Genomic DNA, 21,947 nt, shown 5'->3' on the forward strand with positions numbered 1-21,947 from the left:
TGCCGTTACTGGCCGGACCAAGCGGCCCAGCGGGCAGTCAGCGCGTCGGTGTTGTCTACCCAAAAGCGATCGTCTAACTGCAACACGTTAGCGGCATTGGCCGGCGAGGTCGGCAGGTCGGTGAGGACGGAAGGATCAATTTCCTTGAGCGCTGCGAGGGACGTGATGCCGATGGGCTGGCCGGCAGGAAGCAGCTTTTGCCGCTCGGGCTTCTGGTAATCCTTCAGGAACCTATAGGCGAGGTCGACGAAGGGCGAGTTCTTCATGATCACCCAGCTGTCGACGGTCTGCAGCGACTGGTTCCAGACCAAACCAAAATTCTTCTTGTCGTTCCGTACGGCGTTAGTGACACGACCATTGTAGGACGTTGTCATAGTCACCTCTCCCGACGACAGCATCTGGATCGGCTGCGCACCGGACTTCCAAAAGATCAACGACGATTTTATGCTATCGAGCTTGGCGAAGGCTCGCTCCACGCCCGCATCCGTGGACAGAGTTGCATAAACATCTTTCGGCGCGACGCCATCGGCCATCAGCGCAATTTCGAGATTGCCTTTCGGACTCCCGCGCAACGCGCGCTTGCCAGGAAAGGCCTGGAGATCGAAGAAATCCTTCCAGTCCTTCGGCGCAGTCTTCAGCGCGGTAGCATCATAGCCAAGGACAAAGTTGTAAATGATCGCCCCCACGCCACAGTGGCTAAGGCTTCCGGGAACGAGTGCAGAAGCGGGAGGCAGGCGAGACGTATCGAGCTCGACAAACAAGCCCTCATCACAACCGATCTGCTGCTCTTCTGATTCAACCTGGATGACATCCCAGCCTCCATCCGGCATCGCCGCCTTCGCACGGAGGATGCCTATTCCGTTGTCCCAACTGTCGTCCACGACCGGCACACCCGCATCCTTGGCGAATGGCGCAAAGAATACCTCTTTCTGAAGGGCTTGGAACGAGCCGCCACCAGCCACGACCGTGAAGTCTCGTGCGGCGGCCGGCAGGGTGGCGCCTATGGCTGCTACCGACGCGAAAGCGAGGATTTGGAAGAGACGGCTATGCATTTCGAAAACCCCTCTGTTAAATGCGTGTGAGAACGATGGTTGGATCGACGTTAGAAAACCCGACGGCGATTGCGTCGCCGATGGAAGGCACCAAGATGCCGTGGGACGCGATCTTGGCGCTTATTTTTATCCCTCCCTCGACCGCGACTTGGAGGCGATAATGGTCCCCGTGGAAGGCCGCATCTTGCAGCGTGCCACGCAGGGCGTTGGGCGAGCCGGCGCCGAGCGTCACTGCGTCCGGTCGGACCAGCACCGAGACTGAGCTTCCGACCGACGCGTCATAAGGCAGCGGAGCCTGCACGATCTGGCCGCCAGAGAGTCTAACAGTCGCCTGGTTATCACTCAGACCGGTGATCTTGCCCTCAAGGAGGTTTGCGTCTCCGAGAAACGAGGCCACAAAGCTGTTGGCCGGCCTGCGATAAATTTCCTCGGGTGGTCCAATTTGGACGAGCCGGCCGTCCTTCAACACCGCAATGCGGTCCGACATGGTCAACGCTTCATGCTGATCATGCGTGACGTAAACGAATGTCATACCGAGAGTTCGGTGTATCTCGCGAAACTCCCTCTGCATGCTATCGCGCAATCCGCGGTCTAGCGCACCAAGCGGCTCGTCCATCAGCACTATCTTTGGGCGGTACACGAGCGCGCGGGCGAGCGCCACGCGCTGCTGCTGGCCTCCGGACAGCTGCGTCGTTCGCCGTTTGCCCAAGCCGGTCAGATGGACAAGGTCAAGTGCCTCATGCACTCGCCTGTCGATTTCTTGGCGATGTAGCTTCCTCAACTTCAGAGGAAAGGCGATGTTTTCATGCACCGTCATTTGCGGGAACAAGGCATAGCTTTGGAACACGACCCCAAGTTCCCGTCGGTGCGGGGCCAGCGCTGTCACGTCCTTCCCATCGATCAGTATCTGGCCGTTCGATGGGTACTGAAACCCAGCAATGAGCATAAGCGTCGTCGTCTTACCTGAGCCACTCGGCCCGAGCAGTGTCAAAAACTCACCTCGCCTCACATCCAGCGACAGGTCATGCAGGATTGTCTGCATCCGGCCATAGCTCATGCTGAGATTGCGCAGCGACACGATGTTGTCGGCCCCGTCTTGGCCGACCTCAGGTATCTTTGCAAAGGGAGTCGACGCACCCATCAAACGTACACTCAGGTCCGGATATCGACAGGGTTGGAGAGCTCACCGAGACCCGCGATAGTAATGCGCACAGGACCGCCCAGGCGATGGATATCGGTCGAGGCAAGCGGCACCTCTCCTTCCTCGCCACCCGGCGCCGAAGCCGTCCCCATGGAGACGACATCGCCAGGAAGCAAAGTCGTGTAGCGGGAAATCACCTCGAGGACTTCCGGCACGTAGTACGTCAGGTTTTTTGTATTGTCGCTGAACAGAAGCTTGCCGCCGACGTGAATGGCTACGTCAAGGTTATGCGGGTCGGCGATCTCGTCGCGCGTCACAAGCCACGGACCCAACGGGGCGAAAGTATCGGCGCTCTTATATCGACCCGAGTAGGACGTATAGCTCTCGATCATCTTGAGTCCACCATTCCCATCAGGCATGGCCTCGCGATAGTGGAATGTGTCCTCCTCACGCAGCGAGGCCGACGTAACGTCGTTATGGATGGTGTATCCGAACACGTGATCATAGGCGTCCTTCGCCTTGATACGACTTGCCGTGCGGCCAATCACAACAGCGAGTTCAGGCTCGGAGTAGGTCAGCCCGTAGTCCGGGTAGAGCACGATCGAGCCGCCGCTCCCGACCAAGGATGTGTGCGACTTCAGGAAGAAAGTCGTAGATTTCGGCCGCTTCATGATCGTTTCAGAAAAGGCGGTATTGTTGTTGGGCACGCAAGCGATCTTCGAGGGCTTGCGAACCGGCGGATGCCACGTGATCTCATCGGCCGCATAGCCTTTTCCAGCATAACCGCCATTAAGGCTCTGCCGAAGGGTTGCTATCTCTTCGAGCGCCTTTGGCCCGGCTTCAATTAGTGCCTGCATGTCGCCCGAGGTGGTCGCATCGCTCGGGGCGCCACCTTTACCAGCCATTGCCTCGGCGAGGTCATGGACCCGGCCTACCTCATCCACAAAGCCAACACGATCAACTCCCGCGGCCCGAAAACTAGCTAATTTCATTGCTCATAACCTCCAAGTTTCGTTTCATATCGCAGAACGTCGTTTTACAGTCAAGTACGGTTCTTGCGAATTATTTTCGTTTGTGCGATCGTGGCGGCAACGTTTGGAGATCCCGTATGGCGATAAGTGACCTAGAAACTGACGGCGGCAAAATCCGAGTTTCGGATAAAGTCCGAGAACTCCTGGTGGGCGCTATTGACCTGCATTGTCATAGCGGCCCGTCCATGATGCGGCGGCAACTCGACCACATAGACGCGATGAAAGAGGCGGCCGCAGCCGGGTTCGAAGCGGTGGTTATGAAGGACCACTACTATTGCACTGCCCCAACGGCTCGGCTGATCCGAAACAAGTATTCTGAGCCCACCGTGATGCTGGGTGGCATAGTGCTTAACAACGCAGTTGGCGGGCTAAACCCTTACGCGGTCGAGCACGCGGCCGCCCATGGGGTAAGGATTGTCTGGTTACCGACGCTCGATGCCGAGAACCACATCCGCGCTCAACAGGGTGTTCCCCCGGAAAAGGCTTTCCCGAAACGTCGCCCCGGCGCGCTAACGGCCCGCCCGGTAATGCTATTCGACGGGTCCGGACAGATTCGAGACGAACTGAAACACATCTGCGACATAGCCGCGAGCAGCGATCTTGTTCTGTCTGCAGGCCATGTTCACTATGATGAGGCTTTTCGTATTTTTGAAGAAGCCCGGAAAAGAGGCGTCAGCCGCTTTGTCATGAGCCACCCGGACTTCATCCTGGGCGCTTCGATGGCCGACATCAGAAGCTTGGCCGAATGGGGCGTGACGATCGAGCACTCGATCTGTATGTGGTTCGGCGGTCCAGACGATGTTCTGTATGACAGGCATGACCTTGCAGCGTTCATTGAGGCTGGCGGATTGCGGGGAACCATTTTCGGCTCCGATCTGGGCCAGTTCGGGAACCCTACACCGGTTCAAGGTTTTGCCTCCATGGTTGGTTTGCTGCTCGATTCTGGCTACGGCGACGCGGATATCCGAGCCATGGTCGGTGGAAATGCCAGAGTCCTGCTCGGCGAGCCCGACCGCGGCATAAAGGCAACATAGGGAAGTGGTGATCGCCATGGCGCAGGATGAATCAGTCTCTGGCGTTAAGTCGGTGAAGCTTGCCTTCCGCGTGCTAGAGGGAGTGTCTGCTGCCGGCGCCAGCGTTGGCGTAAGCGAACTGGCGGACGCCCTCAAGACAACCAAAGGCACCGTTTTCCGACACCTCCAGACTCTAATGGATCTTGGCTACGTGTCGCAGGACGCCCAGACCGCGCGCTACAGCCTCGGCATGCGTGCACAACTTCTAAGCCAAGGTGCCGGGCGTGTAGATATTATGGTGACGGCCGAGGCCGAGGCAAAGGCGCTCCGCGACGAAGTCGGTGAGACCTGCGTGGTCTCGCTAATCAACTCGAAGTCGGTTGTCGTGGCGACGACAGCGCTTGCACGTGCCGCAATCGAGATCGGCGTAAGACCGGGCAGCGACCTGTCCTTGCATTCTACCGCGCAGGGCAAGATCGCGCTGGCCTTCAGTCGCCACCCGCTCCTGAAGCGCGCCTTGGCGAACGGGCTTGAACGCTACAGCGAAACGACGATTTGCGATGCAGCCGCGCTACGCGAGGAGATCGACCGAATCCGACGGCAGGGATACGCGCTGGCACCCGAAGAGTCGGCGCGCGGAATCAGTGCGGTTGCTGCCCCAATCTTCGATAATCTCGGCGATGGCATCGCAACGATTGCGATCGTGGGCCTGGCGCAGTCGATCAAGCATCCTCCAAACCCTCAACATGTGGCTGCGCTTTTGAAGGCGGCAGAGCGAATCTCGCGGAATCTTGGGTTCCGCGTCGAGCCTGATGAACACCCTTCCAACACAGACAAGGAAGCGCATGCCCCTCACGCCTAGTTCCGAAGTCTTCATCACCTGCGCCGTGACCGGTGCCGGTGACAGCGTCGTGCGCTCCGACAAGGTCCCAGTCACGCCCGTGCAGATTGCAGAGGCTGCAATCGAGGCAGCGCAAGCGGGCGCCGCGATAGCGCATATTCATGTGCGCGACCCGGCTACGGGCAAGGCCGCGCGCGACGTCCAGCTTTATCGGGAGGTCGTAGACCATATCCGCGCGTCGGGAGTTGATCTCGTGCTTAATCTGACAGGGGGCATGGGTGGTGACATGACGATGGGACCGCCGGAAAAACCTCTGCCGCCGATTGGTTCCCGAACAGACATGGCCGGCGCGACCGAACGGCTGGCTCATGTGAAGGCGCTCCTCCCCGAAATCTGCACGATCGATTGCGGCAGCATGAATTTCGGCAACGGGGACACGGTCATGATCAACACGCCCGACACCCTTGCCGAGATGGCCCGTAGCATTCAGGCATTAGGTGTGCGGCCGGAGATTGAGATCTTCGAAGCAGGGCACTTGCGTCTCGCCGAACACCTGGTTCAGCAGGGCATAATCGACGACCCGGTCACGGTTCAGTTGTGCATGGGAATACCGTGGGGCATCCCGGACGATTTGAACAGTTTCATGGCGCTCCTCAATAATTTGCCCAAATCCTGGATCTTTTCCGCCTTCTCGATCGGCCGAAACCAGTTCCCCTACGCGATGCTGGCGTTGTTAGCAGGCGGCAACATCCGCGTCGGCCTGGAGGACAACCTTTGGCTCAAGCGCGGCGTGCTGGCGACAAACAAAGACCTCGTCGAACAAGCTGTTGCAATTGCCCACACGGCTAACGCGCGCATCCTTGGACCATCCGAAGTGCGCAAAAAGCTCAAGCTCACGAAACGTTGGTAAAGCGACATTCCATGCCCATCCTCACCCCCTTCGTCTCTCGTGCCATGAGCATCGAGAAGGACTGGATCGATTACAACGGCCATCTCAACATGGCCTACTACAACGTGCTGTTCGATCGCTGCTCTGATGAAGCCTTGGAAAAAATGGGCATGGGGCCGGATTATGTGAAGCAACGGCGGCTCACCATCTACACCGCGGAAGTCCATGTCTGTTATGTGCAGGAGCTGCATCTCGACCACAAGGTCGGGGTCTCCTTTCAGCTCATCGACCATGATGACAAGCGGTTGAGAGCGTACCAGGAAATCCGCCATGTCGATGGCTGGCTGGCCGCAACCTCCGAAACGCTTTCGCTGCATGTCGACGTGTCAGGCCCGAAGGTGGCGCCCTTCCCCGCCGATGTACTTGCCAAGGTCGAAGCCATGCGCGCCGCCCACGCGACCCTGCCGATGCCCGAGCGTGCCGGGCGCTCGATCGGCATTCGCCGCAGGACAGCTTGACCACAGTTACAACAAGAGTCGCGCTTGCGGTTCTTTGTGAGAGGCATCCAACAAGACCAATTGCGGAGTTGCAACATGAGCGCGGAACGCCTCGCTACTTTCACCATCGGCGGCAGAGCGCGCTACGGTGCGGTCACCGGCAAGGGCGTCGTCGATCTGGGGGTCGGAACAAGAACTGTTCCCAGCGACACGCTAACGTCGAACGGAGCATGAACGTCATGCGGCGTGGCGTAACCGAGCCGGAAGTCTGAGCGACCGGAAGCCTTCAGGCATCTGATGTTCTGCATCCCAGGTGTAGATGCCGGTCAGATTGATGTGTTCCCAGCTCAGCGGCGAGACGTGCTTGAGCAGATGATCCGGAATCTCGCGGTGCATTTTGCGCAAGTGGGTGACGGCCCGTTCGAAATAGACCGTATTCCAATGCACGATCGCGCTAACGACGAGATTGAGGCCGGAGGCGCGGAATGCCTGGCTTTCGAATGATCGGTCGCGGATTTCGCCGCGCTCGTGGAAGAAGACAGCGCGCTTCAGCTTATGCGCAGCTTCGCCCTTGTTGAGGCCGGCTTGGCAGCGCCGACGCAATATCGGACTTGAGTACCATTCGATCATGAACAGCGATCGCTCGATCCGACCGAGTTCCCGTAGCGCCCTTGCGAGCTGGCTTTCCTTCGGAGATGCGGACAGCTTCTTCAGGATCGTAGACGGCACCACGGATCGCGTCGTGACCGACGCCGCCAGATGGAGCAGATCGTCCCAATGGTCGAGAATCAAAGTGGTGTTGATCGGCGCCCCGATGTGGTTCGACAGCGCCGGATATGCGTCGCCTTTCTCGAATGTGTGGAACTTCCGATCTTTGAGATTGCGCAGTCTCGGTGCGAACCGCTTGCCGATCAGGGCGAACAGCCCGAATACGTGATCACTCGCGCCGCCCGTATCGGTAAAGTGTTCCTGGATCTCGAGGACCGTGTCCTGATCGAATAGCCCATCGAGCACGTAGGCCGCCTCGCTTTCGGTCGGACTGATGGGCAGAATGCTGAAGTAGCCATACTGATCGGAAAGATGGCTGTAGAATTTCGATCCGGGTTCGCTGCCGTAATGCAAATTGATGTCGCCGCGCTTTGCGGCTCGATCGCTCGCGCGGAAGAATTGGCCATCGGACGATGAGGTTGTTCCGTTGCCCCACAGTCGAGAATGCGGATGGCGGGTGTGTGCATCGGTGATACATACTTGCGCCGCGCGATAGGTCTCCGACCGAGCGTGGAAGGTGCGCATCCAGCCGATCTGGTGAGCGCTGATTCCTTTGGACGCGCTCGCCATTCGCTTCGGACCGAGGTTTGTCGCATCGGCCAGCACGCCGGCCAGCATGGCCGAGACATTCCTCGGAGTGTCACCCGTGCGAACATGCGTGAAGCAGTCCGCAAAGCCGGTCCATTCGTGCACATCCCGCAGAAGGTCCGGCACCTCGACCAACGGATAAAGCTCGCTGATCTCGGCGTTCAGTTCCTCGGCCGCCGCCGGAACCTCGCCAGCCGTTGGCGTCACGATCAACGTGCCGGCTTCAAGACGAACACCTTCGAGCTTTCCGGACCGTGCTCTGTGCGCGAGGCGCTTCAGGTTGAAGTCGAGCATCTGACGCGCTTCGGCAAGCCACTGCGCGCCGTCACCTTGGACGCCCAGCCCGAGGCGGTCCTCCTCCTTCATGGTGGTGAATGTTGACCGCGGCATAAGATGCTCGTCGATCGGCCGGAAGGATCGGCTGCCATCGACCCAGATGTCCGCAGATCTAAGCCGGTCCCGCAAAGCCGCGAGCGTTGCAATCTCATAGAGACGGCGATCGGGCTTCTCCTGCCCGAGGATTAGCCGTCGATCAGCTTGGCTGAGGTGGGTGACCGGGACGCGATCCGGAAGGGTCCGCCACTTCTCGGCATAGAGCCGTTTCAGCAGCGAAATCGCCGCAAGAAGGGGATCGTGGCGGCGCGCTGAGCGGAACGTGAACGCCTGCAGGAACGCACCGGCATATTTGTTGACGGTCGCATATTGCTCGGCCGCCAAGGTCAATGGCGACGCCTCATTGTCTTCGACCATCGACTCAAGCTCAGGCTTCATCCGAAGCAACCGGTGCCACCCAACTTCCTGATCGAGAACCTCCAATGCGTTCCGGCCATAATCGTTCGCGGACTGCATGGCTGTGATCGTATCCAGGAACATGCGCAGTGCCTTGGCGGTATCCGGCCTGCAGTCCATGTGCCGCTGCTTCTTGCGGTTATTGGCTTGCGAGAACAACCGACCTATCAGCTTGATGAACATCGACACTGCATCGTCGGTGAGCTTCTGGCCGAGCTTGATAATCTGCGCCACGATCAGCGCGTGTCGACGGCTGGCATTGAAGTCGTTGGCCAGCCATGCCGGTGTGGCGTTGCCCTCACGGATCATCTGATCCCATCGTCCAGATGGTATGCGCACCTGCAATTTCGCGTCGATTTCCAGGTTGCGCAGGAAGGCAATGCGTTCTGTCAGCCCGACTAGGTTTGACGCACCTGGCGCTTCTGGCGCCGAGCGCAGCCAATGAAAGCGCGTCTGGCCGAGGGCCGGGTCAACCTCCAACAGCCTGTCCAGTGACGCAAGCCGATCAGGCGAGATACCCTCGATAAGTTCTTTCTCAGCCCGTCGGCGAGCTATCGCGCGACCGCCGAGGCCGATCTTCTCGATGGAATGCAGCGAAGGCAGGAGTGCGTTTCGTTTCCGGAACTCCGCAATGACTGCTGTCGCGATCGGCAACCCGTGATCGCCGTTGGCCGCCGCATCGATTGCAGCCACAAGTGCGGCGCGGCGATCGTCTCTAGATGCAGTCCGGAGCCCGAGGTAAGCCATCAACGATCGGCTGTGATCGAAACGCGTCTGTACTCGATGCGCATAGAAGGCGTAGAGGCGCGCGTCGATACCGAGCTGCTCCGCAAGATAGTTGATCACAGCCGCAGGTGGCTGCTCGTTGTCCCACAAAAGCCGCCCTGTTTGTCGCATCGTGCAGAGTTGAACGGCGAAGCCCAGCTTGTTCTGCGGTCGCCGGCGGAGTTCGCATTCCAATCTATCTGCCGGGTCCAGAGTAAAGTGACTGATCAGACTATCCTCGTCCGTCGCTATGCCCAGCAGTATCGCCGCTTCCTTTGAACTGACAAGCCGTCTTCTACCCACTCGCCTTCTCCCTAGGCACACTAAATTCCTAGGGGAACTGGTTGGCCATCGGCCGGAAGCTTTCAACCAGCCCGGTGGCTTCATCTACAGATCTATGCGCGTGTTCGCGCTTCGTTCGACCTTAGCGTGTCTGCGGGAACGGTTCTTGTTCCGACCCCAGGAATGGGTTTGACGGCTTCCGCCGGTCGATAGGGAAGGCAGACGTAATTCTCCGCCAAGTCGCACACCGCAATTGATAATTTCACTTAGTTTTTCTGGGCTTTGGATCTCGATTTGGATCACAATATGTAGCTCGGCGACTTTGCGGACACCTTACGGGTTCTTCAAGGCTGCCGGGAGCGAAATCCCGTCCCATTCCGTTCTGCCGAAACAGTTTTACCCAGCAAGAAATTGGTGGGCCCGGAGGATCTACCAAAATCGTTGATTTCATTGGGTTTTTCGTGGGCCAAAATCAGAAGTCTTCCCGTATCGTTCCGCATGGTTCCGTTGCGCCAAGCACGATCTCGAATGATCCCGCCTTCCAAAGCGGCTAAGTTTGGGCCGCGCAATCCCGTAGCTCCGTAGGCAGAGCGGCAGACAGCTAGTCTTTAGATCACAGATTCGATTCCTGTCAATATCACCATTCTTTTCAACCACTTAGTGAGTTTTCCGCCGTGCCTTTTTTGCGATCTAAGCACGCCAATTAGTACGGCGAATTCGCGGATCGTGTGGTTCGGGCGCGCATTCCAAGGTACAAAACTGGGCAAGGTTCGCTGAGAAGCGGTGCACGGCGATGCCAAATCGAGGTGAGTATTGCCGGTATTCCCAACAACCTTTGCCTGCCCTCTTCAGGATTGGCCAGTTCCGCCTCGGCTTCAAAACGTCGGGCTTTGAGTTCCGCGAGGTGCGCCACATGCATCCATCATCAAACACTCCCGTCGTCAGGTCGCACGATCCTCCCTTGCCCGACGGCTAGTTTCCATCCCTACGTTTCGCCACCGCCTCGGAGATCGCCATATCCCGTGCGCGCAGGAACACGCTCTCCATCCGCCAATGTTCGTTGGTATAGCGCGGATCGGTTGCCCACTCGTCCCAGCCGTGATCGCGGCGGAATTCGCCTAGCAGACCGGAGGTCAGGATAGCGTCCCTGTCGACTACAGTGGGGCTTTCGCAGTCCGGGGCGACATAGATCGCATCTCCCCGGCAATACAGCTCGCACATAAAGCAGGTCTGGCAGTCCGCCTGCCGGGCGATGCGCGGCACATCGCCGGCAACCAACTCAAGCACGTTGGTCGGGCAGACTTCGACGCAGGCGTTGCAGCCCGTGCAACGCTCGGCGATGACGAGTTCGATCATGATGCGAGTTCCAATGCGCGGCCGTAGTCGGACCTCGTCCAGACCTTGTCCAGGCCGCCAACGAGAATGCGCCGGTCAAAACGGGGATCGGTCTGCGGTCGGTCCTCGCGCTGATGCATGCCGCGGCTTTCGTCGCGTGCCAGAGCCGACGCGACACACCAGCGCGCCGTGGCCAGCATGGCTGCAGTCTCCCGGGTTCTCAGCAGCGCATCGCCGACGCCGCGGGCGCGGGCATCGAACTCCGCCCAGGCGGCGTCGAGCGTTTCGGCCGAACGTTTCAGCGCGTGACCGCTGCGGAAGATGTTCTTGTCGTAAGGCAGCATCTCGCCCTGTATGGCGGACCGCGCCGCACCGAGATCGACATCGCTCGGCACGGTGGCCGGGCGCAGGCCCGCCTGCCCGATGGGTCTTGCGCCCGACGCGGCAGGATTTTCCGCGGCAAAGCGCGCCGCACCTCTACCGGCCCATTGACCAGACGACACCGCCCAGGCCGAATTGATGTTGCCGCCTCCCGAAATAGCGCCCGCAACGAGTTCGCGAGTCGCCGTATCGCCAGCGGCATAGAGGCCCGGAACCGAGGTCACGCAATCCTCGCCGACAATGCGAAGCCCGCCGATGCCGCGGATCGTCCCTTCCCCGTGCAAGGTCACTTCGAACCGGTCCTTGTAGGGGTCGATGCCCCAGCGCCGGAACGGCAACATGAAGTTCGGCGAAATCGTCGGCACCCGGCCGCGGATGTCCTCGGGCGTGCGGGCGAGATCGCAGAAGACGTGCCCCTTCAACATGGCACGCGCCAGCGGCCGCGTCGTATCCGGACCTGGCGGCATCGGGATCACCGCGCCGTCCTCGTCGTAATAGGTGGCGAAGGCGTAGGACATGGAGCGCGTCATCGTGGAGCGCACCGGCGCGACGGTATAGTAGGTGGTAAACTCCATCCCGGAGAGTTCGGCGCCAGCTTCCGCCGCCATCAAATAGCCATCGCCTGTATTGGTGTGCGAGCCAAGCAGGCGCGACAGGAACGAAGTGCCGCCAGTGGCCATCACCACCGCGCCGGCATTGACCTGCCAGTGCCCGCCCGCCTGCCGCCGGATGCCGCGCGCGCCTGACACCGAGCCGTCCGCGCGCTGGAGCAACTCCAGCGCCGGGCTGTGGTCGAGGACGGTGACGCCAAGACTGTCCACCAGCTTGCGCAGGGCGCGCATGTATTCTGGGCCGCGCAAGGCGCGATACTGCTTCACGCCATTCTCGTCCGTGGAGAAGTCATAGAAGCCCTCGAGGGTCGGCAGGCTTTCCCAAGTGAGCGCCAGAACGCGCGCCATCCATTCCGGATCGTTGAGGCCGAAGCCGGATTTCAGTCGGTTGCGGATCGTGGTCTCGCGGAGTTCCGCAGGATCGGGCGGCACCCACCAATGTCCCGGTCCCGCAGTCGCGGTGACGCCACTGGTGCCGCAATGCCCCTTGTCCACGAGGATGACGGAAGCGCCGGCTCGACGCGCCGCAGACGCCGCCCAGGTTGCGGCAAGGCCGCCGCCGATAACAAGCACATCGGCGGTCAATTCAAGAGTCTCCTCCGGCGACCGGCTCATCGTTCGAGACCTTTAGGCATTGCCGTGAGTTCCGTGTCGCACCCCCAGCCAGTCGAGAAGGCTGCCGCGTGTCCTGGCGAAGACCGGATCGGCGACGTCGCGCGGGCGCGGCAGGTCGATCCGCTCCTCGTGCGCGATGATGCCGTCCTTCATCACAAGGACCCGGTCGGCGAGAAGCACCGCCTCCTCCACGTCGTGCGTGACCAGAAGAATGGCGCAGCCATGCCGTTGCCAGAGTTCGCCGACCAGGTCCTGCGCCTTGATGCGCGTCAGCGCATCGAGCGCGGCGAAAGGTTCGTCGAGCAGCAGCAGGTCAGGCTCGCGCACCAGCGCGCGCGCCAGCGAGGTGCGTTGCGCCTCGCCGCCGGACAGAACTTTCGGCCACACGTCGGCACGCTGGCCGATGCCAACCTCCTCGAGCGCGGCCAGCGCGCGCGCCCTGTCGGGCCGCCCGGGCAGGCCGAGTACGACGTTGCGCCACACCTTCTTCCACGGCATCAGGCGCGGTGCCTGGAAGGCGACGGCGCGGCGGACCGGCACCTCGACTTCACCAATGATTTCCCGGTCGAGATCAGCAAGGATGCGCAGCAGCGTGCTCTTGCCGCAGCCGCTGGCGCCGAGCAGCGCCACGAACTCGCCCGGCGCGATGTCGACGTCGAGGTTCTTCAACACCTCGCGCTCGCCGAAGCGACGCGTGAGGCCACGAACCCTTACCGCCTGTCCTGCAACCTTGGGCCGTTCGGATACGCGCACGGGCGCATCCGTCTCGACCACCGTCAAGTTCCGCTGAACGCTGGCCGCCATGCGAGGAACACCTTTTCTAGAGTTCTGACCGTGAAATCGACTGCAAGCCCAAGCAGTGCGTAAACGACGAGGCAGACCACGATAACGTCGGTCTGGAAGAACTCGCGAGCCGTGGCCATGAGATAGCCGATCCCGGCCGTGGCATTGATCTGCTCGCCGAAGACGAGCGACAGCCACGCAACGCCGAGCGAATAGCGAAGACCAACCAATGCGCTCGGCAACGCTGCCGGCAGGACCACATGCCGTATCATTGCCGCGCGTGAAAGCCCGAGCGTGCGACCGGCCTCGATCAGCGTCGAATCCACGTTGCGGATGCCGGCATAAACGTTGAGGTAGAGCGGGAAAGCGGTGCCGAGAGCGATCAGAGCGATCTTCGGCGCCTCGCCGATGCCAGACCAGATGATCAGCAGCGGGATCAGCGCGACATGGGGCAGCGTGCGCGCCATCTGCATCGTCGCGTCGATGAGGTCTTCACCGATCCGGAACAGCCCCGCCAGCACAGCGAGTGCCACCCCGACCGTACCGCCGATCGCCAGCCCAATCAGCACGCGGACGAGAGATACCCAAATCGCCGCCTGCAATTCGCCTGTCTGGAACAGCTTGACGGCGCTGGAGATCACCGTGGACGGGCCAGCCAGGACCTCGCCTGGCAGAGCGCCCGTCACCGAGGCGATATGCCAAAGCAGCACGAGAGCGATCGGGCCGGATGCCCGCCTCACCCAGCGCGGCAGGGCGCGCGCGGAAGCCGAGGCCGGCTCTATGCGTTGCTTGGCCAGCCCTGCGTCCTGGATTGCCGCTTCACTAGGCACATGTCTTTCGGCGGCGCGTGGCGCGATGGTGATTGTTGCGATCGAGCTCATCGACCCTTGTTCCTCAAATCTGCCTCAGTTGATCGGAAGTCCGCGATAGACGTAGTCGCGGAGGTCGAGCGAGCCGGTTAGCACGCCGGCCTCTTTCCACGTGTCAAACACGTTCTGCAGCGAGGCGACGAATGTGTCGTCGATGGGTGTGCGCTTGTATGCGGCTTCGATCGGATAGATATTTTGGACAAGGGCTTTGTCCTGCTTGGTGAAGCCGGCATAGAAATCGATGAACGCACCCTTGTTTTCGAGCGACCATTTGTAGCCGCGCTCGATACGGTCGGAGAAATCGGCGATCGCGGCAGCCTTGCCGGGGTCGGCAAGCGCACTGTCGGTCGCGCTCAGCACGAAGTTTCCGGTATTGATTCCCGGCCCGTCAATCAGGACGGTCGCTTTCAACGTGCCGACCGAGCGCGCCAGATAGATCCCCCACGTGCCCCAGGCATCGATGCTACCGGACTGAAAGGCGGCGCTCGCGTCGGCCGGCGTGAGGAAGGCGAGTTTCACATCACTGGTGGTCAGCCCGGCCTTCTTCAGCACGCCGAGCGTCAAATAGTGCGCAACACTGCCGCGGGTCGTCGGCGAGATGGTCTTGCCCTTGAGATCCTGGATTGACTTGATCGGGCTGTCGGCCGGAACGATCAGCGAACTGCCGAGGCCGCCATTCGAGAAATTGGCGACGACCTTGATCTTGGAGCCGCCTGCAATCGCGCTGACGGTTGGAGAATCCGCCGCCTGGCCGATGTCGACGGCGTCGGCCTTGAGCGCCTCGTGCAGGTTGACGGCCGCCGGATAGACCGACCATTCGATCTGATAAGGCACGTCCTTGAGGAGACCAGCCGCTTCCAGCTTGGCGCGGGTCGCGCCGGTCTGGTCGCCGACGCGTAGCACGACCTTGCTCAGGTCTTCGGCGGCGAGAGCCGGCAGCGTGCCGAGGGTTGCGACGGCGGCCAGCCCGCCAACGAGGAGACTGAATGTGCGACGGGAGATGGCGGTCATGGGAGGGTTCACTTTCAGCTTGTGGGAGGAATTTGCTTGGGACGGCAGAAAGCTTACTCGGCCGCCACGGCGACACTCGTGGCGTAGCGGTTGGGCGGGACGGGAACGCCGAGATTGCCGCGGAACGTCTCGCTTTCGTATTCGGTGCGGTAGATGCCGCGCGCCTGAAGGATCGGAACGACGGTTTCGACAAAGACGTCGAACTCTTTCGGCAGCGACACGTTGATCACAAAACCGTCGGAGCCGCGTTCTTGCAGCCAGCGCTGGAACGCGTCGGCGACCTGTTCCGGTGTACCGACGAATTCGGTGCGCGGCGTCGCGAAGCGTAGCGCGGCCTGGCGAAGCGTCAGTTTTTCCCGCGCCGCGGTTTCCAGGATCTTGCGCGACGTGCTCTGGTTGCTGTTCGCCCCATGCGCTCCGACATCCGGGAACGGCGCGTCGAGGTCGTGCTGCAGAAAATCATAGTCGTTGAATGGTCGGCCAAGCATCGACAGCGCGTTCTCGATGGAGGTCAGATTGGCGAAGTCCCGGTATTTGCGCTCGACTTCCTCTTCGGTTGAACCGATCACCGGGCGAATTCCGGGCAGGATGACGAGGTCGTCCGGATCGCGGCCGAAACCTGCGGCACGCTTCTTGGTGTCGCGGTAATAGGCTTTGCCCTCGTCGAGATTTTCGTGGTGAACGAAGATCGCGTCGGCGCGCTTGGCCGCAAAATTCTTGCCGTCCTCGGAAGCGCCAGCCTGGAAGATCACCGGCTGGCCCTGCGCCGAGCGGGCGATGTTGAGCGGCCCCTTGACCTGAAAAAACTCGCCCTTGTGATTGAGCGCGTGAAGCTTTGCCGGATCGAAGAACACGCCACTCGCCTTGTTGTGGACGAGCGCGTCGTCTTCCCAGGAATCCCACAGACCCTGGACGACATCGAGATGTTCGGCGGCAAGCCGGTAGCGCGTGTCATGCGCCAGATGCGAGGATTTGCTGAAATTGACCGCGCTGCCCTCCAGCCATGAGGTCACCACGTTCCACCCGGCGCGGCCGCAGCTGATATGGTCGAGCGAGGCGAACTGGCGCGCGACGTTGAAGGGCTCGCTGTAGCTGGCGGTGAGCGTGGCGACGAGGCCGATATGGGAGGTCGCGCCGGCCAGGGCCGACAGGATCGTCAGCGGCTCGAATCGATTGAGATAATGCGGGCTGGATTTTTCGGTGATGAAAACACTGTCGGCGACGAAGAGGAAATCGAACTTGGCGGCTTCGGCGAGTTGTGCCTGCCTTTTGTAGTATGCGAAGCTCGTGCTCGCGGTTGGATCAGCATCCGGGTGGCGCCAATCGCCCCATCCCATTCCGACGCCGTGGAGCATGAAGCCGAGTTTCAATTGGCGCTTTTGCGACATCACAATCTCCTGTTCGGTCGACGGGGCCGAGTACAAAAATCATCGCGCGAGCGACCGAACGCCCCCCAATTTAAATTCTATAAAATCTATAGACTAGGAACACGATTGCGAAATCGCGGCTCATTGGAGAGCGGATTTCTCCGGCAAGGCTGTCCGGCGGAGGCAGACCGTTGCGGAGCCCGGCACGGTTGCGCCGCCGATGTCTTTCGGAGTGTTCAGCCGGCTTTCGTCGGAACGCTGTTGCGGACATCAAAGATGTCGATCAGCGTCACCGACCGGAATTCCGAGACCAGAACGGTTACACGGACGATCCAGAATCCGTCGAGAGGCAAGACGAAACCGTCTGCAAGATAGCCCTCCCCTTCAACCAAGCGCGCGTCGCGTGTGAACGGGCCGATACCATAGGACGGCTTGTCTAGATCGACGCTGACACTGGCCGGCTTGAACGGTTTCCCATCGAGATTGAGATCACGGACCTCGATCCTCACCGGCCCGACGATGGGCGGATGGATCGACAGGTTGGCGCTGACGCCGTCCTTCTGCGCATGGACTTCCTGCGCCTCAAACAATGCGGGGTTTGCCGCGATCGCACGCGGCGCCGGCGTGAAACGCCAAAGGCCGAGCACAGCGATAATGGCTGTCGCAAGGGCGATCTCAGTCCCTATGCTGCGCGTCAGCCGCCGCGTCGCGCTGGCGTCGCCAGCGATCGCGGGAGCGGTCAAGTAGAAACGGTTGAGCGCCGCGAGCAGGAACAGTGCGAAAACCAATGCGAGCTTGGCCAGAAGCACGAGGCCATAGTTGGTGTTCCACAAAGCCGGAATGGTTTGCACCTGCACGACGGCAAGCAGCAAGCCGGACAGGGCGAGGACGCCGACGATCACCGGAATGACCGATGAAAAGCGCCTGAGCACGACAGACGCCGCGGCATCTCCACGGGCCACCACCATACCAAGTGGCACCAATGCGCCGATCCAGAGCAAGACTGATACCGCATGGAGAAAAACGGCCGGCACGGTGAGGTATCGCGGCGAAGCGGTCGATGCGTGGCCGGCGCTGGCGACCGCCACGCCGACCAGCAGAGGCGCCACGGCGGCAAGACAAAGGCCGAACCGCGTCCGACCGGCCTCACCGGCCGCATAGGCGAGGACCAGTGCCGTCGCCGCCAGTAACGTGGAGCGGCCGTAGCTCGTTGCCCACAGGCCGGTACTCCAGACGTCGGACCGGGTCAGGGCTGGAACCGATTCGCCCAGCGCATCGAGGCCCTGGAACCCGATCAGCGCTGGCGTCGCGACAAGGCCCAGGAAGAGAGATCCCCTCACGATCCGGCTTTGTCTGACCGAGCCGGAGCGTCCGATCAGGGCCTCGAAGGCCACGCCGCCAACGCCAACGATCAGCCCGAGCATCAGCATAAATCGTCCCGACCAGAGGCCGATCCGAACCGGGAGATCGGACTGTTCGACGGCCTGCGGGGCAACCGCGCTCGGCGCGCCGACCGAAAACAGCAGCCCACCCCCGATCGGATGGCCATCGGACGATGCCACGCGCCAGGACAGGATATGTGTGCCTCTTTCGAGGTTTGGCGGCAGGGTCAGCACGACGACCGAGCCCCTGTCACCGATGTCCTTCAGGATTTCGGTGTGCCCGCCCGGATGAATTAGCCGCGCGACCAACGGTCGTACCGGCTCGGAGAACCGCAGCGTAACGGCTTCCGGGGCAACCGGCACAACCGCCCCGTCGGCGGGCTGGGCCGTGATCAGCGTCGCGTGGGCAAAAGCCGAGCCGGTGCAAGAGCCCAACACAATAATGGCGGCGAAGATCGCCGCCACCGCTTTCATCAGGTGAGTCGCTCTGTATGGCAGGGTCAAGGCTGGACGCGAACCGAGGGCGCCGGATGTTTGAGGTCTTCGGATGAGCCGCCGTTCGACGGGATCTCGATCCAGCGCTCGACGCCCTTCTCGCACTCCTGCACGACCGGAACATAGATCGTGCCAGCCCGCGCGCTGACCGTCGCCGAAAAGATGAATTCATCGTGGTGGCTGTTCTCCAGCCTGCCGCCCGTCCAGCCGATCTCCTTCGCCTGCAAGCCGCCAGTGCCGTTGCTGGCGGCAGCGACATGGACAGGTGTCGCATCGGCGGTCGCGGCCGAAAGCGTCCAGCCGGGCTTGGCCTCGGGGGTCACGCCGCTTAGTGCGTCGGGAATCGCAATTCGTATGGCGGTTGTCGCCGAACCCGCGCAGCCATGCGGAATGCGCAGCACGAACTTGACGAGGCGTCCCGCCTCCACCTCCTTGTTCTCGAAGGTGATATGGGCGCTGGCGGGCAGCGAAATCGCAAAAGCAGCGGCTGCGAGGACGGCGCGAAGGCCGCGGTTCAGTTTCTTCATGGTCGGGATTCCAATTTGGTTTCGACTACCAGGTCGCCGCCAGACCGAGATGGCCGAGCGCTTCGCGCCGAAGCTCGGCAAGACGCGGATCGCCGCGATGGCGGGGATAGGGAAGATCAACCTTCAGATCGGCGACGATGCGTGCAGGGCGCGGGCCGAAAATCAGCACACGCTGGGTCAGGAACAGCGCTTCCTCGACGTCATGCGTGACGAGAACGGCGGTCAGTCCGGCGCGCTGCCAAAGCCCCACAAGCTCCGTCTGCATGGTGAGACGCGTCAGCGAATCCAGCTTGCCCAAGGGCTCGTCGAGCAGGAGCAGGCGCGGCTCGTTCACCAGGGCGCGGGCCAGCGCCACACGCTGCGCCATGCCGCCTGAGAGTTGATGCGGATAGGCCTTGTCGAAGCCGTCGAGCCCGACGAGCTGGATGGCGTCATCGACACGCTGGCGCGACTTTTTCAGGATACCCCGGGCTTCGAGGCCGAGCGATACATTGTCCCACACCGTCCGCCACGGAAACAACGTCGGATCCTGGAAAACCATGATGCGCGAGGGATCCGGATCGCCGACGTTTTCACCGTCAACCTTCAAATCACCTTTGGTCGGATGATCGAGCCCGGCGAGAAGGCGAAGCAGCGTTGACTTTCCGCATCCGGACGGACCGAGCAGCGCGACAAACGATCCTGGCTCCACCGAAAAATCGATGCCGTCGAGCACCGGAAGCGGTTCGCCCTCGAGTTCGAATTGATGGAAGACGCTCTGGATATCGATCTTCTGGCCGGCAGCGGCGGATGCCACACCTGTGTTCGTTGCAAGAGCTACCATCTGACCAGGCCCTTTTGCCACGAAAGCGTCCAGTCGCGCACCCTGAAGAGAATGGTGATCAGGCTCGAGCACATCAGCGCCATCACCAGAAGTGCCGCATACATGTTGGCATAGGCCGCCCAGCCTTGAGCCCATTGCAGGTACCAGCCGAGGCCGGCTTTCACACCGAGCATTTCGGCGACGACGAGCACGGCGAAAGACGTGCCGAGACCCATGAAAAGCCCGACGAAGACATGCGGGAGAGCAGCCGGTATCGCGACTTTCAGGATCAGGAACGATGGCTTTGCGCCGAGCGTGCGGGCGATATCGTAATAATCCCGGTTGACGCTGGCGATGCCCGACCATGTGAGGATAGTCATCGGGAAGGCGGTCGCGAGCGCGATCAGGAACACGCTGGCCGAGCCACTGGTCGGGAAGATGAAGAAGGCGAGCGGCAGCCAGGCGGTCGCTGGCAATGGCCCAATCAGCCGCAGCAGCGGATGCACCCAGTAGCTCGCCGCTCGCGACCAGCCGATGGTCACGCCGGTGACGAAGCCTGCGGCAGCGCCAAAGAAATAGCCCTTCGCCAGCAAAAGCACCGAATACCAGACACTGATGCCAAGCCGGCCCCAATCGTCGAAGAACACTTCCAGAATGCTCTGCGGCGACGAGAAAAAGGGCACGGGCAACAGGCCCGCCTTTGCCGTCACGATCTCCCAGCCTCCGACAACGATCGCGGCTGCGACGAACCAGGGTCCATAGTAGCGGGTGGTGATTGCGGCGACTCCGAAGAGCCGCCCCGTTGCTGCGACGATGACCAATCCGAGCGCGATCACCAGCGAGATGATCGCCAGCTCCCGGCCGTAGGGCTGCGGGATGATCTCCGGCCAGAGTTCGATCAGTGCGGCCACGCCGACCCAGCTAGCGGCCGCTGCCAGTCCTAACACCCATATGCCCGTCCCCCTTTGCGCGGGAGCTTCCTCCACAGCGGAGGTTTCATCGCGCCCGGAAAGCGATGGATCAATCGAAGTCATCGTAGCGTCTCCTACGCCGTCAGCACGTCGGCATAGACGCGTTCCGCGAACTCCTTCGGATCGGTCGACTGCTTGAACACCTGCACGTCACGCAGCTCCTGCGCATAGAGCGCGATTTCCTGCTTCAGATCGGCGCCGACCGGATTATGATTGTGTGTCTGCGAAAGCAGCACGCCGACGAGCTCGTCGACCGTCTTGTCCTTGGGTGCATTAGGCAGGAAGGCCTTGGCGGCGTCCTGGGGCTTGGCGACGGTCCAGTCCTGCGCTTCGAGCAGCGCACGTGTTAGCGCCTGCGCGGCGGGGAGATCATCGCGGATCAGGCTGCCGCGCAGGCCGACGATGCAGCACACGCGGTTTTCGAAGCCGTGGTCGAGGTTCGACGCGACCTGGATGTATTTCGGGTCCTGCAGCCAGAAATAGGCCTTGGGGTCGCCGTCCGCGATGGCTTGGATCTCGCCCTTTTCGGCGGCGAGTTGCAGAAGCTCACCGGGATACTGGCGCCATTCGACATCCGCAATCGGATCGAGTCCTTCCTTGTGCAGGAGGATCGAGAAGAAGTTCTTGCCTGGGCTTGCCAGGTCGGAGATGCCGATCGTCTTGCCCTTGAGCTGCTTGAGATCGGTGATACCGCTCGATTTCAGCGCGACGAGACGCGTGCAGCCACCATGCGATCCGGCCGTGATCTTCACATCGAAGCCCTGCTCTAGGGCCTTCAGCCAGCGCAGCGCCATGCCGACGCCGCCATCGGCCTTGCCGGTGGCAATGGCTTCAAGAAGCGCTTCGGTCGAGGCGCCGAAATTGACCAATTCAACATCGAGCCCGTATTTCTTGAAGATGCCTTGCTCTTGCGCGACGAACACCGGCGCCAGGCAGATGGCCGAGGCGTTGGTCGCGAACTTTATTTTCTTTAGCTCGCCGGCCGGTGCCGCGGCCTGTGCCCAGAGGCTGCTTGCGGACACCACTCCGAGCGGCAGGGCAAGCCCGAGCGCTCCCGCCGTCTTGAGGAATGAGCGGCGGTCAAACCCGCCGATAGCGGAACTACTGCCTGCCGATGCAAAAGTCTTCCAGGTCATGTTCGA

General features: G+C 61.3%; 20 protein-coding genes. 5 read left to right on the forward strand and 15 right to left on the reverse strand.

What is annotated here, in order from left to right; all coding sequences use genetic code 11:
- Window positions 1–5: 5 nt before the first annotated feature.
- Genes B5V02_RS17885 through B5V02_RS17895 form a run of 3 tightly spaced genes read right to left on the reverse strand, consistent with a single transcriptional unit; the run spans window position 6 to window position 3,185 of the window.
- The gene (locus B5V02_RS17885) at window positions 6–1,052 is read right to left on the reverse strand and encodes an ABC transporter substrate-binding protein (RefSeq protein ID WP_111545498.1); all 1,047 of its coding nucleotides are present in this window, start codon (window positions 1,050–1,052) and stop codon (window positions 6–8) included.
- 16 nt (window positions 1,053–1,068) lie between these two features.
- The gene (locus tag B5V02_RS17890) at window positions 1,069–2,193 is read right to left on the reverse strand and encodes an ABC transporter ATP-binding protein (RefSeq protein ID WP_167458542.1); all 1,125 of its coding nucleotides are present in this window, start codon (window positions 2,191–2,193) and stop codon (window positions 1,069–1,071) included.
- A gap of 11 nt (window positions 2,194–2,204) precedes the next feature.
- Complete coding sequence (locus tag B5V02_RS17895; RefSeq protein WP_111545499.1) at window positions 2,205–3,185, reverse strand: fumarylacetoacetate hydrolase family protein; 981 nt, start codon at window positions 3,183–3,185, stop codon at window positions 2,205–2,207.
- Between the two features lie 116 nt (window positions 3,186–3,301).
- Between B5V02_RS17895 and B5V02_RS17900 the strand changes: the two genes are divergently transcribed.
- From B5V02_RS17900 to B5V02_RS40625, 5 genes are all read left to right on the forward strand, one after another.
- A complete protein-coding gene (locus B5V02_RS17900; protein WP_111545500.1) occupies window positions 3,302–4,258 on the forward strand; it encodes a DUF6282 family protein in 957 nt (318 codons plus the stop codon).
- Window positions 4,259–4,274: 16 nt separating this feature from the next.
- The gene (locus B5V02_RS17905; protein ID WP_111545501.1) at window positions 4,275–5,099 is read left to right on the forward strand and encodes an IclR family transcriptional regulator; all 825 of its coding nucleotides are present in this window, start codon (window positions 4,275–4,277) and stop codon (window positions 5,097–5,099) included.
- The gene (locus tag B5V02_RS17910) at window positions 5,083–5,988 is read left to right on the forward strand and encodes a beta-keto acid cleavage family enzyme (protein WP_111545502.1); all 906 of its coding nucleotides are present in this window, start codon (window positions 5,083–5,085) and stop codon (window positions 5,986–5,988) included. The genes B5V02_RS17905 and B5V02_RS17910 overlap by 17 nt, the downstream gene beginning before the upstream one ends.
- Window positions 5,989–5,999: 11 nt before the next feature.
- Entirely contained in the window at window positions 6,000–6,485 is a 486-nt protein-coding gene (locus B5V02_RS17915; RefSeq protein ID WP_111545503.1) for a thioesterase family protein, read from the forward strand.
- Window positions 6,486–6,560: 75 nt separating this feature from the next.
- On the forward strand, window positions 6,561–6,698 hold the full coding sequence (locus B5V02_RS40625; RefSeq protein ID WP_167458540.1) for a hypothetical protein: 138 nt from the start codon (window positions 6,561–6,563) through the stop codon (window positions 6,696–6,698).
- Window positions 6,699–6,701: 3 nt separating this feature from the next.
- Here the strand turns inward: B5V02_RS40625 and B5V02_RS17920 are convergent, their stop codons facing one another.
- The 12 genes from B5V02_RS17920 to B5V02_RS17975 all read right to left on the reverse strand — a co-directional run bounded on the left by B5V02_RS17920 (window position 6,702) and on the right by B5V02_RS17975 (window position 21,941).
- Window positions 6,702–9,677: a Tn3 family transposase gene (locus tag B5V02_RS17920; RefSeq protein WP_111545504.1), complete on the reverse strand. Its 2,976-nt coding sequence runs from the start codon at window positions 9,675–9,677 to the stop codon at window positions 6,702–6,704.
- A 951-nt stretch (window positions 9,678–10,628) separates the two neighbouring features.
- Window positions 10,629–11,012, reverse strand: a complete 384-nt coding sequence (locus tag B5V02_RS17925) for a 4Fe-4S binding protein (protein ID WP_111545505.1) — start codon at window positions 11,010–11,012, stop codon at window positions 10,629–10,631.
- A complete protein-coding gene (locus B5V02_RS17930; protein WP_245445971.1) occupies window positions 11,009–12,568 on the reverse strand; it encodes an FAD-binding protein in 1,560 nt (519 codons plus the stop codon). Before B5V02_RS17930 ends, B5V02_RS17925 begins: the two co-directional genes overlap by 4 nt.
- 42 nt (window positions 12,569–12,610) lie before the next feature.
- Entirely contained in the window at window positions 12,611–13,402 is a 792-nt protein-coding gene (locus tag B5V02_RS17935) for an ABC transporter ATP-binding protein (RefSeq protein WP_111545507.1), read from the reverse strand.
- Window positions 13,375–14,262, reverse strand: a complete 888-nt coding sequence (locus tag B5V02_RS17940; protein ID WP_111545508.1) for an ABC transporter permease subunit — start codon at window positions 14,260–14,262, stop codon at window positions 13,375–13,377. Before B5V02_RS17940 ends, B5V02_RS17935 begins: the two co-directional genes overlap by 28 nt.
- 24 nt (window positions 14,263–14,286) lie before the next feature.
- Window positions 14,287–15,261 carry an ABC transporter substrate-binding protein gene (locus B5V02_RS17945; RefSeq protein ID WP_111545509.1) on the reverse strand — a complete coding sequence of 325 codons (975 nt, stop codon included), beginning with the start codon at window positions 15,259–15,261 and terminating at the stop codon, window positions 14,287–14,289.
- 53 nt (window positions 15,262–15,314) lie between these two features.
- Window positions 15,315–16,649, reverse strand: a complete 1,335-nt coding sequence (locus B5V02_RS17950; RefSeq protein WP_111545524.1) for an LLM class flavin-dependent oxidoreductase — start codon at window positions 16,647–16,649, stop codon at window positions 15,315–15,317.
- 215 nt (window positions 16,650–16,864) lie between these two features.
- Complete coding sequence (locus B5V02_RS17955; protein WP_111545510.1) at window positions 16,865–18,484, reverse strand: copper resistance CopC/CopD family protein; 1,620 nt, start codon at window positions 18,482–18,484, stop codon at window positions 16,865–16,867.
- A 26-nt stretch (window positions 18,485–18,510) separates the two neighbouring features.
- Window positions 18,511–19,032 carry a YcnI family protein gene (locus B5V02_RS17960; RefSeq protein WP_111545511.1) on the reverse strand — a complete coding sequence of 174 codons (522 nt, stop codon included), beginning with the start codon at window positions 19,030–19,032 and terminating at the stop codon, window positions 18,511–18,513.
- A gap of 25 nt (window positions 19,033–19,057) precedes the next feature.
- Window positions 19,058–19,855 (reverse strand): ABC transporter ATP-binding protein, encoded by a 798-nt coding sequence (locus B5V02_RS17965; protein ID WP_111545512.1) that lies wholly within the window; start codon window positions 19,853–19,855, stop codon window positions 19,058–19,060.
- A complete protein-coding gene (locus tag B5V02_RS17970) occupies window positions 19,849–20,868 on the reverse strand; it encodes an ABC transporter permease (protein ID WP_111545513.1) in 1,020 nt (339 codons plus the stop codon). Before B5V02_RS17970 ends, B5V02_RS17965 begins: the two co-directional genes overlap by 7 nt.
- 11 nt (window positions 20,869–20,879) lie before the next feature.
- Window positions 20,880–21,941: an ABC transporter substrate-binding protein gene (locus B5V02_RS17975; protein ID WP_111545514.1), complete on the reverse strand. Its 1,062-nt coding sequence runs from the start codon at window positions 21,939–21,941 to the stop codon at window positions 20,880–20,882.
- Window positions 21,942–21,947: the final 6 nt, after the last annotated feature.

The sequence above is a fragment of the Mesorhizobium kowhaii genome (assembly GCF_003253745.1).
In the GTDB taxonomy this organism is placed as follows: domain Bacteria; phylum Pseudomonadota; class Alphaproteobacteria; order Rhizobiales; family Rhizobiaceae; genus Mesorhizobium; species Mesorhizobium kowhaii.